This window comes from Psychrobacter sp. NPDC078631 (assembly GCF_050268165.1).
Lineage (GTDB): Bacteria > Pseudomonadota > Gammaproteobacteria > Pseudomonadales > Moraxellaceae > Psychrobacter.
The window spans coordinates 1,024,491-1,041,837 of the sequence record NZ_JBNNGG010000001.1; the positions used below are offsets into that span (position 1 = coordinate 1,024,491).

The 17,347-nt window shown below is 43.5% G+C and carries 11 protein-coding genes; 7 read left to right on the forward strand and 4 right to left on the reverse strand.

The window, feature by feature from the left end; genetic code table 11:
- Positions 1–244 precede the first annotated feature (244 nt).
- From ACQKCP_RS04045 to ACQKCP_RS04055, 3 genes are all read left to right on the forward strand, one after another.
- Positions 245–2,038, forward strand: a complete 1,794-nt coding sequence (locus ACQKCP_RS04045; RefSeq protein ID WP_427611382.1) for an acyl-CoA dehydrogenase C-terminal domain-containing protein — start codon at positions 245–247, stop codon at positions 2,036–2,038.
- 347 nt (positions 2,039–2,385) lie between these two features.
- Entirely contained in the window at positions 2,386–4,170 is a 1,785-nt protein-coding gene (locus ACQKCP_RS04050; protein ID WP_101204979.1) for an acyl-CoA dehydrogenase C-terminal domain-containing protein, read from the forward strand.
- Positions 4,171–4,407: 237 nt separating this feature from the next.
- Complete coding sequence (locus ACQKCP_RS04055) at positions 4,408–6,852, forward strand: site-specific recombinase (RefSeq protein ID WP_427611383.1); 2,445 nt, start codon at positions 4,408–4,410, stop codon at positions 6,850–6,852.
- An 874-nt stretch (positions 6,853–7,726) separates the two neighbouring features.
- Here ACQKCP_RS04055 and ACQKCP_RS04060 read toward each other — a convergent pair.
- Together ACQKCP_RS04060 and rsmA are read right to left on the reverse strand one after the other, a co-directional pair.
- Positions 7,727–8,563 (reverse strand): symmetrical bis(5'-nucleosyl)-tetraphosphatase, encoded by an 837-nt coding sequence (locus ACQKCP_RS04060; protein ID WP_427611384.1) that lies wholly within the window; start codon positions 8,561–8,563, stop codon positions 7,727–7,729.
- 141 nt (positions 8,564–8,704) lie between these two features.
- On the reverse strand, positions 8,705–9,568 hold the full coding sequence (gene rsmA, locus ACQKCP_RS04065) for a 16S rRNA (adenine(1518)-N(6)/adenine(1519)-N(6))-dimethyltransferase RsmA (RefSeq protein ID WP_057760387.1): 864 nt from the start codon (positions 9,566–9,568) through the stop codon (positions 8,705–8,707).
- Positions 9,569–10,084: 516 nt separating this feature from the next.
- Here rsmA and ACQKCP_RS04070 point away from each other — a divergent pair.
- The gene (locus ACQKCP_RS04070; protein WP_427611385.1) at positions 10,085–10,864 is read left to right on the forward strand and encodes a transglutaminase-like domain-containing protein; all 780 of its coding nucleotides are present in this window, start codon (positions 10,085–10,087) and stop codon (positions 10,862–10,864) included.
- Positions 10,865–11,306: 442 nt separating this feature from the next.
- Here ACQKCP_RS04070 and ACQKCP_RS04075 read toward each other — a convergent pair whose 3' ends face one another.
- Both ACQKCP_RS04075 and pdxA read right to left on the reverse strand, forming a co-directional pair.
- Positions 11,307–11,867: a hypothetical protein gene (locus tag ACQKCP_RS04075; protein ID WP_347163119.1), complete on the reverse strand. Its 561-nt coding sequence runs from the start codon at positions 11,865–11,867 to the stop codon at positions 11,307–11,309.
- Between the two features lie 210 nt (positions 11,868–12,077).
- The gene (gene pdxA / locus ACQKCP_RS04080; protein WP_427611386.1) at positions 12,078–13,166 is read right to left on the reverse strand and encodes a 4-hydroxythreonine-4-phosphate dehydrogenase PdxA; all 1,089 of its coding nucleotides are present in this window, start codon (positions 13,164–13,166) and stop codon (positions 12,078–12,080) included.
- 297 nt (positions 13,167–13,463) lie between these two features.
- On the opposite strand from pdxA, the gene dnaB reads away from it, so the two are divergent.
- The 3 genes from dnaB (at position 13,464) to argF (ending at position 17,293) form a co-directional block, all read left to right on the forward strand.
- Positions 13,464–14,867, forward strand: coding sequence for a replicative DNA helicase (gene dnaB, locus ACQKCP_RS04085; RefSeq protein WP_057760393.1), 1,404 nt, complete (start codon positions 13,464–13,466; stop codon positions 14,865–14,867).
- 178 nt (positions 14,868–15,045) lie between these two features.
- On the forward strand, positions 15,046–16,152 hold the full coding sequence (alr, locus tag ACQKCP_RS04090; RefSeq protein WP_427611387.1) for an alanine racemase: 1,107 nt from the start codon (positions 15,046–15,048) through the stop codon (positions 16,150–16,152).
- A gap of 217 nt (positions 16,153–16,369) precedes the next feature.
- Entirely contained in the window at positions 16,370–17,293 is a 924-nt protein-coding gene (argF, locus tag ACQKCP_RS04095) for an ornithine carbamoyltransferase (RefSeq protein WP_057760398.1), read from the forward strand.
- The last annotated feature ends 54 nt before the right edge of the window (positions 17,294–17,347 follow it).

Genomic DNA, 17,347 nt, shown 5'->3' on the forward strand with positions numbered 1-17,347 from the left:
ACCTATGAAAGCCTATCTTTTATAGTGAATTTGTTAGAGCACATTTAATCTTTCTTTGACTCTGACAATCACCACTCTTTTTAACACTATTTTATGTAATCGATAGCATGGTTGACCTGCTTTACTGTTTATCATTTATTTAGATTTCCAGACTGGCTAGGTAAGAATAACGCACTAGAGGATAGTGCGACCATATGCTCATTATTGGCTATACTCGGTTACATTACAAAAAGGACAGGAAGTTATGCAATACAAAGCGCCCTTACGTGATATCCAATTCGTTATGCATGAACTACTCGATAGTGAAAGCCACTACAAAACTTTGCCTGCGTTCCAAGAAGCTGACCGTGAGCTAATGGACAGCCTATTTGAAATGGCTGCAAGCTTTGCTGAAAACGAACTGTCACCATTGAACCAAAGCGGTGATGCTGAAGGCTGTAAGTTTGATAATGGTAAGGTCACCACGCCAAAAGGCTTTAAAGAAGCTTATGACGCGTATTGTGAGCTTGGCTTCCCTGCTTTATCTGCTGAAGAAGATTTTGGCGGTCAAAACATGCCGTTCTCATTATCTACTGTCATCAATGAAATGGTTGGTACGGCTAACTGGTCATTCTCTATGTACCCTGGCCTATCACATGGTGCTATTCAAACCATCGAGCATCATGGTACTGACGAGCAAAAACAAACCTATTTAGAAAAAATGGTCACTGGCGAATGGTCAGGCACCATGTGTCTTACTGAAGCGCATGCGGGTTCTGACTTGGGTATTATCCGTACCAAAGCTGAGCCTAAAGAAGATGGTAGCTATAGCATCACGGGTCAAAAGATTTTTATCTCTGCAGGTGAGCATGACCTAACTGATAACATTATCCACATTGTTTTGGCTCGTCTACCAGGCGCACCTGCTGGCACCAAAGGTATCTCACTATTTATCGTTCCTAAAATGACGGTAAACGCAGATGGTAGCGTTGGCGAAAGCAACAATGTCGTTTGTGGCTCTATCGAACACAAAATGGGTATCAAGGCCTCTGCAACTTGTGTCATGAACTTCGATGGTGCAACGGGTTACTTGATTGGACCTGAAAACCGCGGCCTACAGTGCATGTTCACCTTTATGAACGTGGCACGTATCGGTACTGCCGTGCAAGGTTTGACTGCAGCAGAGTATGCATTCCAAGGTTCATTGACTTACGCAAAAGACCGCTTAGCAATGCGTTCACTATCAGGTACGAAAGCACCAGAAAAAGCGGCTGATCCTATCATTGTACATCCAGCTGTTCGTAACATGCTATTGACGGAAAAAGCCTTTGCTGAAGGCGGTCGTGCGCTAGTTTATTATCTCTCACATTTTGCAGATACCGTCGCAAAAGGCGAAGGCGAAGAGTTGAAGTTTGCTGATCAAATGTTGTCACTACTGACACCAATTGCTAAAGCGTTCTTGACTGAAACAGGTCTAGAAGCTGCCAACCATGGTATTCAGGTTTATGGTGGTCATGGTTTCGTTAGCGAATGGGGTATGGAGCAGAACGTACGTGATACACGCATTTCTTGCTTATACGAAGGTACCACAGAGATTCAAGCGCTTGACTTGTTAGGTCGTAAAGTCTTGGGTTCACAAGGTAAGCTACTTGCTAACTTTGTAAACGTTATCCAAGAATTCTGTGAAGAAAACAAAGAAAACGACGAAATGGGTCAGTTCATTCGCCCACTTGCCAAGCATCTTAAAGAATGGGGCGATTTGACTGCACGCATTGGCATGCAAGCAACTGAAACGCCAGATGCTGTCGGCGGCGCTGCAGTAGACTATATGTATTTCAGCGGTTATGTCACCCTAGCCTACTTATGGGCGCGTATGGCACTGGTTGCTCAGACTGCTATCGCAAACGGTATTGGCGAAAAAGCATTCTATGACGCTAAAGTTAAAACGGCTCAGTTCTACTTTGCTAAGCTATTGCCACGTACTACTACGCACGTACAGCGTATCAGCACTGGTGTAGAGCCATACATGAGCATGGACGTTGATCAGTTTGCCTTTTAATTAAAGCGCTAAACTTCGTAATCGTATAATCTGAGCGGCAATATACTTCGGTGTGTTGCCGCTTTGTTTTGCGGGTGCTTATGACGACTATCAACATAGTTTTGACAGTAGCAACTATCTATAAGCACCGACCTGTCTACCTTCTCACATTATAGTTATCAGCAAGGTGTCTATAAGCACTTCAATAGCCGCTGCTAACTTTTGGTGTACGCACAATTCACGAAGAAATACACTCGCTCACAAGCTTATTTGTTAAACTTTGATTATTAATCGCTAAGGTTATACCAAGAGAACAGTTGATAATCTTAACAACTTCAATTTTAATTATTTGAACCAAAGGAATGTTTATGGCTGTTTATAATGCCCCTCTTAATGACATGCGCTTTATCTTAAATGACGTATTCAAAGCGCCAGAGTTTTGGCAAAACAACGAAAACTTGGCTCATGTCGACATGGAAACTGTCGATATGATTTTAGAAGAAATGGGAAAACTGTCAAAAAACATTCTACTTCCTATTAACCGTAGCGGTGATGAAGAAGGCGCAACTTTCGAAGGTGATGGCGTCGTCACGACTCCGACAGGATTCAAAGAAGCCTATAAGCAATATGCTGAGTCAGGCTGGGTTGGTTTAAGCGGTAATGCTGAATACGGTGGTCAGGGCTTCCCTAAAATGGTTACCATGCTCACCGAAGAGATGGTTTTCACTGCCAACCAATCATTTGCTCTGTATCCAAACCTAACAGTCGGTGCGACACTTTGTTTAAATGCAGCTGGCTCTGAAGAGCAAAAGCAAACTTATCTAGAAAAAATGTACAACGGCGAATGGGCTGGCACCATGTGCTTGACAGAGCCGCATGCTGGTACTGATTTGGGTATTATCAAAACCAAAGCTGTGCCTAATGATGATGGTAGCTATGATATCTCTGGCACCAAAATCTTTATCACTGGTGGTGAGCACGACCTTACTGACAATATCATTCATTTGGTATTGGCAAAAACACCTAATGCACCAGAAGGTTCAAAAGGCATTTCACTATTTGTCGTACCAAAATTCTTGGTCAATGCAGATGGTAGCTTAGGCGAGCGCAATACGTTAGCGGTAGGCTCTATCGAACACAAAATGGGTATCAAAGCCTCTGCGACTTGTGTCATGAACTTTGATAATGCTAAAGGCTGGATGGTTGGCGCGGAAAACACTGGTCTATCATCAATGTTTATCATGATGAACTATGAGCGTGTCACTATGGGCTTGCAAGGCCTTGGTGGTTCTGAGCTTGCCTATCAAAATGCAGCGTTATATGCCAATGACCGCGGTCAAGGCCGTAGCGATACCCAGCTACAAAGCCCAGAAAAACCTGCTGACGCTATTATTCACCATGCTGACGTCCGTCGTATGCTATTGAACGCCAAAGTAAACACTGAAGCGTCGCGCTGTTTTGCGATGTATGTTGCCAAAAATCTTGATGAAGAGAAGTTTAGTACCGATCCTGAGTCAGCCAAAGCGGCTGCAGCTCGTGTTGCCCTACTGACACCAGTTGCTAAAGCGTTCCTGACTGATAAAGCACTGGAAGCCACTGTTGATTGTCAGCAAGTCTTTGGTGGTCATGGCTATATCCGCGAATGGGGTATGGAGCAGATCGTTCGTGATACCCGTATTGCGCAGATTTATGAAGGCACCAACGGTATTCAAGCGCTTGACTTGTTAGGTCGTAAAGTTGCTCGTAACAACGGTAAGTACGTCACTCATTTCTTGGGTGAGATTCGTGACTTTGTTAGCAACATGCAAGCAGACCACGCTATCAAACAAGCTACGTTGAATGCAGCGGATACCATCGAAGAGTTAACCACCACTGTGCTTAACAACATCGGCGAACGCAAAAATGAAATCAATGGCTGTGCGGTTGACTACATGCATGCGTTTGGCTACCTTGCCTATTCATACATGTTTGCATTGATGGTAGAAGCTGCTAATGGCAAAGAAGGTGAGTTTTATACCAACAAAGCCAAGCTTGCGGACTATTTCGTTGGTCGTGTCTTACCGCGTATCGATGCTCATGCACAAATGGTCAAAGCTGGTAGTGACCCAATGATGAACTTTGATCTTGCTTATTTTGACGTTCCTGCAAGCTAAGCTAGCTTTAAAACTAACCTAAAATACCTTGATTAAAAGGACAGTCGTGTTACTGTCCTTTTTTTTGTCAAAATAACTGCTAACAAAATAATTCAATATCAATAGGCAGTTCCGATTAAAATAACGCAAGACAAGATGTCGCTCGACTACGATTGAACGATTGGCAAACATTACTCAACCACTTATACCAACTTAAATAATAAAAACGATTGAAACAACCATGATAAAGGGTGCGACGTGTCAGAATTAAAACGCATTTTACAACAGATTACCGCCTTGAGCGACGTGCCAGATCCTGCGGTACTCAAACGCTTGATTGATGAGCTACGAGTCAGTGATAAAGAACCTGCATTGGCCAACGAAAAAATTCAATCCCTTATTGATATCATACATCAGCATCCAGAATATGGAGATGGGCTATCTAGTTTTGTGCTAAAACTGATTATCCAATATCGACAAATTGCGCTCTATACCGATACTGGCATCATGTCCGATCAAGGGTTCTTTAACAGTTTACGCCGGTTAATTGGTCATCGGTTTTTACCATTACTACCACAAGATGACTCTGTCGTTGAACTGGTGGGCTACTTATTTAATAAACGCTCTGATGAACGTTGGCTTGCCAATATTGAAAAGGAAAAATGGGACAAACTGGTTGAGCTGGTTCGCGTAGAAGAGAAACATTTAAATCTAGTCGCTACCGCAAAAAACAGTATTTTAAACGCCATTATCATTTTGTCTTATCGCATCAGCGGTATCGGCTTGCATCCTGATTTGATGGAGTCCTATCCGCAGATACTGAACTATTCCGCATCTTTCGTTGCCCAAAATCAAGAAGCCGTACTCTTCGTCAATCAATATCGTCAAGCACATGAGCTTGATACCTTGACAGATATCACGCCCGAGCAAGCAGTCGATCCCGCGCCATTATTGGTCATGCTAGAGCAGTGCGAAGATATCGTCGCTACCGTACGCAAGCGGATTTATAAAACTGGTATCTCTATCCGTTTGACTAATATGATGCTGCGTTTAGATCAAAGCTTGCAGCGTATGCGGATTTTGACTGAGCTGGTCACAGACGATAATCAAAAGCGAGATCGCGCTGTTATCGAACTGATACAGGCGCTCATCACTACGGCCAATCAGCGCTATAGTATTGGTTATTTGATTGATAACAATACCAAACTGCTCTCTCGCAAAGTCACAGAAAATGCCAGCCGCGTCGGTGAGCATTATATTAGTACCGACAAAGCCGGCTATCAAAAGATGCTCAAAAAAGCCTCTATTGGTGGCTTTATCATTGCATTTATGGCAACCATAAAAATACTGGCTTATCACTTAGCGCTCGCACCCATGGGTCGCGCGTTCATCAACAGTATGATCTATGGTTTGGGCTTCGTATTTATTCATGTTATTCGCGGTACAGTCGCTACCAAGCAGCCAGCCATGACCGCTGCTGCAATCGCTTCTACCATATCTGAAGGCTCTGGCAAAAAATCACATCAGTTGACTAAGCTATCAGAATTGGTCGTCGATATCTTGCGTACCCAGTTTATCGCTATCATGGGTAATGTCATGTTGGCCGTACCCGTCGCCTTGATCATATCTTTTGCTTGGTTGCAATATACTGGCGCGCCAATGATTGACACTGAGAAAGCAGGACACTTGCTACATGATCTCGACCCGTTCCACTCATTAGCACTGCCCCATGCTGCCATTGCTGGGGTTTACCTGTTCTTATCTGGTTTGATTGCCGGTTATTACGACAACTTGGCAGTTTATAACAACGTAGGCGCACGTATACAACGTCACAAATTATTAAAATACATACTACCTAGTTCATGGCTTCAGCGTTTAGGCGGCTTTATAGAGGCCAACTTGGGCGCTATCATGGGTAACTTCTTATTCGGGGTGTTCTTAGGTAGTACTGCGACTATTGGCTATATCTTCGGCTTACCAATTGATATTCGTCACATTGCCTTTGCTTCAGCAAACTTGGCACACGGGCTATTCAATATATCTGCTGATGACATCAGCTGGAGTCTCATCCTAATTTCTATACTTGGCGTGGCACTTATTGGTCTGGTCAACTTAATCGTTAGCTTTTCACTGGCACTGTTTGTCGCCCTACGTTCTAAAGAAGTTCGCTTTTTTGAATGGAGTCGCCTCACAAAGCTGGTATTTGGCCATATTATTAGTCATCCGTCTGACTTTTTCTGGCCACGTGATAAGCCAATGAAATATGCGCGTATCGATAGTCAGGGTCACATGATATTTGATGATACTTCCGCACAAAAAAATGGCAAATCTATACCAAGTAATTATGTGGTAAGGCGTCTGTCTGATGTTAGGATACTGCCTGAATCTAAACATGCTGATGCTCAACATTCCCAGACGAATACCGATATCAACTATGAAAAGCAGCCGACAGATGGGCATACGCAGCCGTATAACTCTCCTGAAAAGGTAATGGATTTGGACGATGGTTTAGTCGATGACGAACTAAACAGCGTTCCTTATACCGATGATATCCAATACGACAAGGCCACCAAAACGATAAGTACGATTGATAATGATGTTGTTAGTGATGAGCCACACCATACTGACTCTGATGATAAGCAGACTGGTGACGCAAAAACACCTTTACCGAAACCTAAAAAACCACCAAAGCTGCCTAGTTAAATAGGTAGTTGCGGTGGCTTTTGCTCGATCGGCTGTTGATAATAAATTAATTTTTTATAAGACCTGTTATGAGATTATGTTCGGTGCGCTATACAGGAATCGAACTGCTTTGGGAAATTCTTTTACTCCAACTTCCTTTACCTCTAGGAGATTTCCACAACTCAGGCATATGAGGGAAATTTACAAACTCTTCATCTATTCTCTCAATATATGTTAATCCATTTATAGCAACATAGTCTTCATCGAACAAATGGCTCCATAAATTAAGTAGAACATTTCATTACATTATTCGCGGTAGTATTTAACTAAGTTACAACCAATACAGTTAGCTTGAGATGCTTCAAGCGACATTGAATACATGTAAAATAATGGATTAGATATGACCGAAAAAGTAACCAACAAAGTAATTTTTAGTAGTAGAATTTTTTCAATTAATTATGTTACCTACCCTACTAACCACAGCGTTATGAAGCACTGTGACCCTGTGCAAAAAGGCCGTTATTACAAATTAAACTTTGTTTTAATTCAGCCTAAAGTTGGTGGTGTGTTCGAGTGTTCAAACTGCATTATAAACCTGTTCGACAGAGTTTATTTATTTCGTCCCGATAAATATGAGCACAGTGTTTCACGAATTCAGTTTGGTAAACGCGTGTTATTGAGTTTTGCTTTGAATATTTAGCCAAAGCTTATTAAAGCTGGGCAAACTGTCGAGTTATTTTCCTTTGATTGGTTTGCCATAAGTATACCCCTAAGGGAACCAGCTATTTCACCCTTAAAGCCTATTAACAGACCATCTAAAACAGACTGCTATAATGGAACCACTTATAACAGACTGTTTATTTAGCCTTGTATATTAAGACGCTTATGATCTTCTTTATGGACTCGGGCACTGTGCGCTTGAAGTTATTACCTTGCCGTCACCCAATCTATAAGCCAATAGATAATTACCCCACACGCAGCCACCGTCGAGTGCGCGCGCATGTGGCAAATCAATCTCGCCTTTTAGCGCAGCCCAATGACCAAATAGTATCTTACGAGTGCGCGGTACTTGCCACTCAAACCAAGGCAAAAAATCGGTTGGCATAGCTTCCTCTAAGCCTGCTGAAAAGCTAAACTCAAGCGACCCATCCTGCTTACACAAGCGCATACGCGTAAAGTAATTAGCAATCGCCCGCATCTTAGTAAATCCTTCGATACCTGCATGCCATTCATCCGCTTCTTTGCTATATAGATTCGGTAGCAATTGGTCGAGCTGCGCCAAATTACTTTGCAGCTGAGCTTCTAATTGCTGTGCGTATCCTGCGGCGGCTTCAATACTCCAATGCGGTGGAATACCCGCATGTACTAGCACCGTGTGCTCATCAGGATAGGCTAATATCGGCTGCCTGCGTAACCATTCGAGTAATTCATCACAATCATCCGCAGCAAAGATAGGTGCGGTTTTGTCTTTACTTTTAAGCTTGGCGGCCCCGCGCCAGACTGCTATCAAATTAAGATCATGATTGCCCAATACCGTTGCCGCAGCGCCCTGCTCACACAACGCTTTAACATGACGCAGCGTGTTCAATGAGTCCTCGCCGCGTGCTACAAGATCACCAGCAAACCATAGTTTGTCTTGGGCAGGATCAAAGTCCAGTGTTTTTAGCAATTGTAGATACGCAGCATAGCAACCCTGCAAGTCACCGATAACATACTGATGGCGAAAACTCATAATACCTCAACGATTTAAACACGATAGTTAAAGACAGATCGATAAGAAATAAATACCTAAGCACTAACCATAAAAATAAAGCATAAAAAACCGCCATTATAATTGACGGTTAGTAGCATGCTTTTATGTATCAAAAATACATTATACGTCTAGCTGTTGTGAATGATTGCTTAAGTTCACAAAGTCTGTGACGCTTAATGTCTCAGGTCGTGCCTGCGGATCGATACCACAAGCCGCAAAATCGTCTTCGCTCAATGTCGGCAGCAACGTTGATTTTTTGAAGATAGCCCGTAGTGTTTTGCGACGATGGTTAAAAGTCTCACGTACGACAATAGCAAAGTGCTCTTCATCATTTGCGACTACTGGTTTGTTAATATGCGGCGTCAGACGGAAGACAGCACTGGTCACCTTTGGTGGTGGATTAAACGCACCGCGAGGAACGGTCAGCAAATAATCTGTATCACAGTGGTATTGCATGATGACCGATAAACGGCCATAGGTCTTGCTACCCACATCGGCTGTAATACGCTCGACCACTTCTTTTTGCAACATAAAATGCATGTCTTGAATCACATCGGCATAGCTAAGCAGATGAAATAAGATAGGCGTTGAGATGTTATACGGCAGGTTACCCACTACGCGCAGCTTACCGCGCTCTTCACTATATAGCTCACGGTAGTCCACATGCATCGCGTTGTCTTTGATAATCTCAAAGTTTGGATGGCTATTGGCACCGATACGAATACGCAAGCTATCTGCCAAATCGCGATCTAGCTCCACGACTGTCATTGCATCTACTTCTGCCAATAACGGCTCGGTCAATGCGCCCATACCAGGTCCAATCTCGATCAAATTGTCATCGCGCTCTAGACGAATACTTTCGACGATTTCGCGAATGACGCTAGTATCATGCAAGAAGTTTTGGCCAAAGCGTTTACGCGGCTGATGTTTGGCAGCACGTAAGCTGTTAGAAATAGTTTGAGCATCAAATGAAGTTTTGGACATAAAAGAGTCTTAATGTATAAAAGAGAAATGGGCAATGATAATGTAATAGCAGCAATGTTTTAGCTTTATAATAATAAATTATACCACAGCTCATAATTAGGCTGTGTTTTTGAATAATTATTATCGATAAACGAGCCATGCTTTCGAGCAACTGACTCGGTAACTTTTTACCTCTACATCCATATAATATAAACTCTGATTATGTTAAATGGCAGCGTCAAACCAAGCGCTAGCAGACAGAAACAAGTCTAAAGACGGCGTCATCATAACGATTGCAGCGTAAAAATAAATCGATAATTAATTGATTTTTAACACTTCTCAGGTTCATCAAAGCCCCACTGCATAGCGCAATTGGTTATGTTTCACCTTTTGAGTTTGAAAAGCGCTATTATGATCATTTAACCCTGTCAGGTATTGCTGTCTGACTCCAGTAAGCCAGTCTCTGATATAGTCGGGGGCGGTTCAGCCCTACGCGATCGCCAGCTCGCTAAATAAACACCCTTAGGGAATTCACATATGATCCTGAAACTTAACGTCACCCTCCATTATCGACTCTCAGAGCCCATGGATCTTTTGCTTCAGATCGAAGCCGCCGATCTTGCGGATCAACGGGTGCGGTCAGCCGAGATTTGGACATCAGACGTTGCGCATTTTTCACGGGTTACCGCCGATGATGGCATAGGTGAGCGGATTTGGATTCACGCTGAAGGGGATTTTAGCTGCACTTATCTCGCAGAAATCGCCGTTGACCGTCCTGCCTTAGACATATCGGCACTATCCCAAACGCCCCTGCATCTTTTGCCCGGAGAGACAATCAGGCATTTGATGCCGTCTCATTATTGCCCTTCAGAACAGTTCCATGCCTTCGTGGACGCCGAGTTTGGCGATCTCGCTGGCGGCGCACGGATTGCCGCGATGCGCGACTGGATCGAGTCGGCATTTAGCTATGTACCCGGATCGAGCCATGCACAAACCACCGCGCTCGACAGCTTTGCTCAACGTCAGGGCGTATGCCGCGACTTTGCGCATGTTCTCGTAACACTAGCGCGCGCGTCGTCGATACCAGCTAGGTTTGTGAGCGTATATGCGCCCGACGTGACACCACAAGACTTTCATGCCGTGGCCGAGGTCTATCTTGAAGGGAGCTGGCACCTCATTGATCCGACCGGTATGGCAAGTGCAGACACGATGGCTCGCATTGGTGTTGGGTCCGACGCATCCAGCGTCGCGTTCTTAACCTCGTTTGGATCCATGGAATTGGTCAATCAATCGGTATCCGTAACCAGACAACCTTAGAGTCCTGATCCTAGGCTTTCGAGCCTGCGTTTAAGACCATAACCGCCGCCATAATATGAAGGAGGTGGCAGCGGTTTTGGTCCATCGGCTTCTCGCTCTTCCATTCTTCACCGTGCAGATGAAAGTTTTCGTTCAACGGATCAAGGTCATGGCAGGAGAACATCTCAGGCGGTGTTTTTCAGATATTTTATCTACAAACTATCTCAAATGTAGCGCAACCAACATAGCAGCTCTTTGCTCTCGTATCATTTAACATGAAAGTCTTTCTAGGGAAGCAACAGTGGCTCCCTAGTGAGGACTTAGGTCTTTGACTGTAGGCTAATGGTGGTTATGGTTCGAGTGCTCTGGATAGTTGTCGTACTCTTTATAAGCGATCACATAAAATCGGGGATTATCCTGCTTTATTTTAAGAAGATTATTCACTGATGGCACAGTGAGTTAATCACCATTTCATAATACCTCGTGTCACCTTGATACTGCCAACAAGCGTTGAACCTTCATAATCTTTAGTTAATCGTAGCAATGTGCTTTGAAAACCCAAATTGGGAAAGGCTGCTTCGACCTTTTTAATAACAGCTTTACTCATGCCCTTACGAATATGGCCTTTTGATATGTCAACCCAGTCTGCTTTTCGACAAGCCTCAATAACTGCCTCATTTTTACCAGAATAAGGGGTGATTTTGTGATGCCAGTGAATTGCATTACGAAGTAGTTGAGGATCAAATCCCCAGTCATATTTTTCATTATCTGCAAGTGCAACTGCTTCAGAGGGTTCCAAATAAGCCAGTTTATGATCTGTCCATAATCCTATGTCATGATAGGCAAATATTGTTTCAATTAAAGCCTCATACTCAGGTTCATTGTCCAAAAAATGCATGGCATAAGTAATGGCACGATAAACATGGTTACGATAGCCTGGGAAGTCCTTATCAATCAGATGCTTATAACGTGCAAGGATTTCTTCCACTCGAGATCGTACTAGTTTGATTTCAATATCAGACATAGCTTACACTCCTATTTTTATCAAGAAACCTTAATCTAGCAAGCCTATTTCAAAAGTTAAATACTTTTTTAAGCGATATAGATGATTATATGTATCAATAGAACCACTTACATTACGTTTAATTATTCATAAGTAGGTATTACTCACACTAAAACCATCAAGTACGATGTGAACAATACCTATTAGGCGATGAGTCATAACAGAGGTATATCAATGAGTAAGCGACTTATCCGCCATCTCATTCGCCATATTCAATGCTTGGTATAAGCTAGTCGCACTCGCACCGCCGCTTCCTGCCAAGTCTAGTGCCGTACCATGATCGACAGAAGTACGAATATAAGGCAAGCCTAAGGTTAGATTAACCGTATCACCAAAACCGTGCGATTTTAATACTGGCAATCCTTGATCGTGATACATGGCAATGACCGCATCACAGTTTGCTAAATGTCTGGTAGTAAATAACGTATCCGCTGGCATTGCCTCTGAAATATTGACGCCCATATTGATAAACTCGTTGAGTACTGGATTGATAATTTCAATTTCTTCCATACCCAAATGGCCGCCCTCGCCTGCATGTGGATTGAGGCCGCAAACCAAGATACGAGGCTGCGCGAGACCAAACTTTTCTCTCATGTCATCGATGACGATTTGTACCGTTTGGCGTACATTGTCCGCAGTAATCGCAGCAGGGATGTCCTTCAACGGCAAATGTGTAGTGACAAGCGCTACTTTCATCGCTTGATTGGCAAGCATCATGACCACTTTCTCACAGCCGCTTTGCTGCATAAAAAACTCAGTATGACCACTAAACATGGTGCCATCTAGCAGCTTGATACCAGCATCTATCAACGCTGATTTTTGCAATGGTCCGGTGACGATGGCAGCGACTGTATTATTTATAGCCAGTTTATGAGCAATATCTAACTGCTGAGCCACCATCGCTGAGTTAGCAATATTGACTTGCCCGCAGACAACTGGTGCGGCACAAGGAATATCCAGTAGGATAAAAGCACTATCAGCGTCTATATCTTGCTGTGATATCTGCTCTACCAAGTTAACATCGAAATTATCGGTATTTATATCTGTATTGATAGTATGCCAACTAGGTGTACTTTTGAGCACGCCAGCTGCAACCAATTCCTCCGCGCGAGTTTGCATCGTTTTAGCATCAGCAGTCACCCAAATTGGTCGAGCAAAGTCTTGTAACTTACCCTCTGCTGCTAGTCCTAGTACTACGTCCATGCCAATACCTGCAGGCTCACCTGTAGTGACTAATAGCGGGCGCTTTTCTTCTGTCATAACGATAGCCTTTTTTATTTAAATTACTGATTTTATTATATTTATAATTATTATTCTAAGTTTTTATACTTAGATAATTTATGGTATTTCTTAGTTCATGAAAAACAATCACTTCAGATTTAGTGTTTTATCAAGTCTAAAAAACCACATTATGTGTTAAACTTTCGCATCTGATTGTAGCATTTACAGACAAACCTGAGACCGCGTTTTGGTACTTCTATCGTAGAGGCGCGCTACGTTTGTATTGCTCTATCATCGACATCCTTTTTCATACCCATTTTAACTCATTAGGCACTCATGGCAGAAAACGACAAAACCGACGACTTACTCAATCAGACACCGCCGCACAATATTGATATTGAAAAGGCATTGCTCGCGTCTTTGATGAGTATCGAAGAGGCGTACGACAAGATTGCCGATATTGTCACCAAAGATGACTTTTATGCTGGGCGACATCAATACATTTTTGATGCCATTGCCCATTTGGCGGCAGTGAATGAGCCTTATGATACCGTCATGGTACACGACTGGTTAGAAGCGCAAAAATTACTCAAAGGCGCAGGTGGTGACAGTTATTTGGCCGATATTTTGAGCCAAAGTCCTGCGACTTTGTTTAACCTGACAGCCTATGCCCAGCGTGTACGTGAGCTCTCAACCCTACGCCAGTTAATTACCACTGGTAATGACATGCTGACGCTTGCCTATAATCCAAAAGACCAAAGCGTTAGTGACATTCTCGATAATGTCGAGGGCAAGATATTTAGTATCAATGAGCAGCACAATAAACGCGCAGAACAGCGTGGCCCTGTCGGTATCACTTCTGTCTTGACCAATGTTATCGATAAAATTCAAGAACTAAAATCTAATCCCGATGGCATGATTGGTTTGCAGACACCATTTGCTGAATTGAATAACAAAACCCAAGGCCTACAAGCGGGTGATTTGATTATCGTCGCTGCGCGTCCTTCGATGGGTAAAACCACTTTTGCGATGAACTTGGCAGAAGGGATTTTGTTTAATGAAGATTTGCCAGTCGTGGTGTTTTCGATGGAGATGCCTGCGGAATCTATCGTGATGCGTCTGCTATCCTCATGGGGGGCGATTAACCAAACACACTTGCGCTCTGGGCAAATGAATGAAGATGAATGGGCAAAGATGATGAACGCCATTCAACATTTGCAATCAAAGCATTTATATATTGATGACAGTACTGCCCTACCGCCGTCTGAGATGCGTTCTCGCTGCCGACGTATCGCCAAAAACCATGACGGTCGCTTGGGTGCAATCGTAGTCGATTATCTTCAGCTGATGAAAGTACCTAGTCTAGATGGTAACCGTGTTGGCGAGATTTCTGAGATTTCTCGTAGTCTAAAGGCGCTCGCACGTGAGCTTGAATGTCCAGTGATTGCGTTATCACAGCTTAACCGTAGTCTAGAAAACCGTCCAAATAAACGCCCTATCATGTCAGATCTACGTGAATCTGGTGCGATTGAGCAGGATGCCGATTTGATTATGTTCATCTATCGTGATGAGGTTTATAATGAAAACTCGGACCATAAAGGCGTGGCGGAAATCATTATTGGTAAACAGCGTAACGGTCCTATCGGTACTATTCGTCTAGGCTTTGAAGGTCAATTTACCCGCTTTATCAATCTAACGCCAGAGTACTATCAAGGCGTGAGTTTTGAGAATGATGAGTAACTAACCTTATAAAATTTAACCCTAACAAAGACTAAGCCTTATATAGACTCAGTTTCAATTATAGGTTAATGAATAATTTTACATAACCAATTTTAATACAATAGCCAGTACCGCATCAACTCAATCGATGCAGTACTGGCTTTATCACTTCATAATTCTACTCATACAGAAGGCGATTATGCGCACAATTACTATAAAACCAAAAGCCCTTACCCATAACCTAAATCAAGTAAAACAACGTGCTCCCCAATCTAAAGTGTTGGCTATGGTCAAATCCAATGCTTACGGACATGGCGTGGCGGCGGTCTTGCCAGCACTACAGCAAGCAGATGGTATTGGGGTCGCAACGTTGAATGAAGCGCTAGAAGCCAGACAGTTAGGTTGGGAGAAAACCATTGGTCTAGTAGAAGGGGCATTTAGCGCTGATGAGTGGCAACAAGCGATTAATAATGAGATTAGCTGCGTGATTCATCACGGACCACAGCTAGAATGGGCCCTGCAAAATGTCCCGCCAGCTGGTAGTGCAACCAGAGTGGCTTGGCTCAAATACAATACGGGCATGAACCGTTTGGGTTTTAACGCTGAGGGCGTGCTATCAGCAGCAAAACGCCTACATGAAGCGGGTTATCAGCTGATCCTAGCCACGCATTTTGCCAATGCTGATGACCACGATCATCCATTAAATGCCATGCAGATTGAGCGTTTCTCAAGCGTACTAGTAACTTTGAAAGACACCATTAGCCCAGATATCCAAGGCTCATTATGCAACTCTGCTGGTATCGTCAACTTCCCAGAACATCATTATGACTGGGTACGTCCAGGCATTATCTTATACGGTAGCTCGCCTGTGGTTGATAAAAGCGCACAAGAATTAGACTTGCAGCCTGCAATGGAGTTTAGTGCGCAAATCATTGCTCTACAAACCGTTAGCGCCAATGATGCGATCGGCTATGGTAGCCGCTGGCGTGCGCAGCAAGACACCAGAACGGCATTGGTCAGCGTTGGATATGGCGATGGCTATCCACGTGTGGTCACGGATGATGCGTATGTCACTGTCATGGATGCTAACGACAGCCAAAGCTACCGTTGCCCAGTGATTGGGCGTGTAGCTATGGATATGATTGTCATTGATATCAGTAGCGCACCTGAGAGTCTTGCTATAGATAGCAAGGTCATGCTCTGGGGCGATGCGCCGCGTGTCGACGAAGTTGCAAATCATGCTGGGACGATTAGCTATGAGCTGTTATGTCGCCTTAGCATACGTCCAAATCGTACACAGGCATAATCATTAGCGGCACAGTCATTAGCATACAAGGTATCGTGGTTTGCTAAGGAGATTTCAGTCTATTTGGCAAGCCATTTGATCTTGATAAAAATGAACGTTTACATTGAAAGTAAATACGCTATACTAAAAGTTTGTTGTCAACCCAGTATACGCACTGACGCGATGCTATTGAAGACTGATGACGTTTCACTGACTGCGATCGACTGCTAGGATTACTATGAGTTTGCGCCATTTTTTAACCTTATCTGATTTAACCAAACAAGAACTAGAAAACTTAATCAAACGCGCAAGCGAATTGCGTAAGATGCAGCACGCAGGCGAGATATACCAGCCTTTTGTTGGTCGTACGCTTGGTATGATATTTGAAAAATCTTCAACGCGTACCCGTATCTCATTTGAGACCGGTATGGGTCAATTTGGTGGTAACGCCATATTTTTATCACCAAACGATACGCAGCTCGGTCGCGGCGAGCCACTAGAAGATTCAGCACGCGTGATTTCTAGCATGGTTGATATCATTATGATTCGTACCTTTGGGCACGAAAAAGTTGAAACCTTTGCTGAATATTCCAGTGTACCGATTATCAATGCGTTGACCGATGACTATCATCCTTGCCAGTTGCTTGCTGATATGCAAACCTATTACGAGCATCGCGGTAGTATCGAAAACAAGATCGTCACGTGGGTTGGTGATGGCAACAATATGTGCTCGTCATTTATGCAAGCTGCTAATCAGTTTGGTTTTGAACTACGCGTGGCAGCGCCTTATGGGTTCGAGCCTGATCCGAAACTTATGGAACGCTTTTCACATTGCGTCAGTCTGGTAGAAAACGTACAAGACGCGGCAAAAGATTCTAACTTAATTGTCACCGATGTGTGGGCAAGTATGGGTCAAGAATCAGAGCAAAACACGCGTGCACGTCGTTTTGCTCCTTATCAAGTGACGCCGTCTCTATTAGACAAGGCTGACCCTGAAGTGGTATTTATGCATTGCTTGCCAGCCCATCGCGGCGAAGAAATCTCTCATGATATGCTTAATGACCCACGCTCTGTCGTATGGGACGAAGCTGAAAACCGCCTACATGCCCAAAAAGCATTGATGGAGTTTTTACTTAAAGACAAAATCAAGTTGCCTGCATAACTTAGGTTATTTTATAAAAAGACAGTGAGATCAATAGTAAGATAACTTGCTAAC

Coding starts and splice junctions, on each gene's coding strand:
- ACQKCP_RS04045 (WP_427611382.1), top strand. CDS start 245: ATGCAATACAAAGCGCCCTTACGTGATATCCAATTCGTTATGCATGAA.
- ACQKCP_RS04050 (WP_101204979.1), top strand. CDS start 2,386: ATGGCTGTTTATAATGCCCCTCTTAATGACATGCGCTTTATCTTAAAT.
- ACQKCP_RS04060 (WP_427611384.1), bottom strand. CDS start 8,563: ATGAGTTTTCGCCATCAGTATGTTATCGGTGACTTGCAGGGTTGCTAT.
- rsmA (WP_057760387.1), bottom strand. CDS start 9,568: ATGTCCAAAACTTCATTTGATGCTCAAACTATTTCTAACAGCTTACGT.
- ACQKCP_RS04070 (WP_427611385.1), top strand. CDS start 10,085: ATGATCCTGAAACTTAACGTCACCCTCCATTATCGACTCTCAGAGCCC.
- ACQKCP_RS04075 (WP_347163119.1), bottom strand. CDS start 11,867: ATGTCTGATATTGAAATCAAACTAGTACGATCTCGAGTGGAAGAAATC.
- pdxA (WP_427611386.1), bottom strand. CDS start 13,166: ATGACAGAAGAAAAGCGCCCGCTATTAGTCACTACAGGTGAGCCTGCA.
- dnaB (WP_057760393.1), top strand. CDS start 13,464: ATGGCAGAAAACGACAAAACCGACGACTTACTCAATCAGACACCGCCG.
- alr (WP_427611387.1), top strand. CDS start 15,046: ATGCGCACAATTACTATAAAACCAAAAGCCCTTACCCATAACCTAAAT.
- argF (WP_057760398.1), top strand. CDS start 16,370: ATGAGTTTGCGCCATTTTTTAACCTTATCTGATTTAACCAAACAAGAA.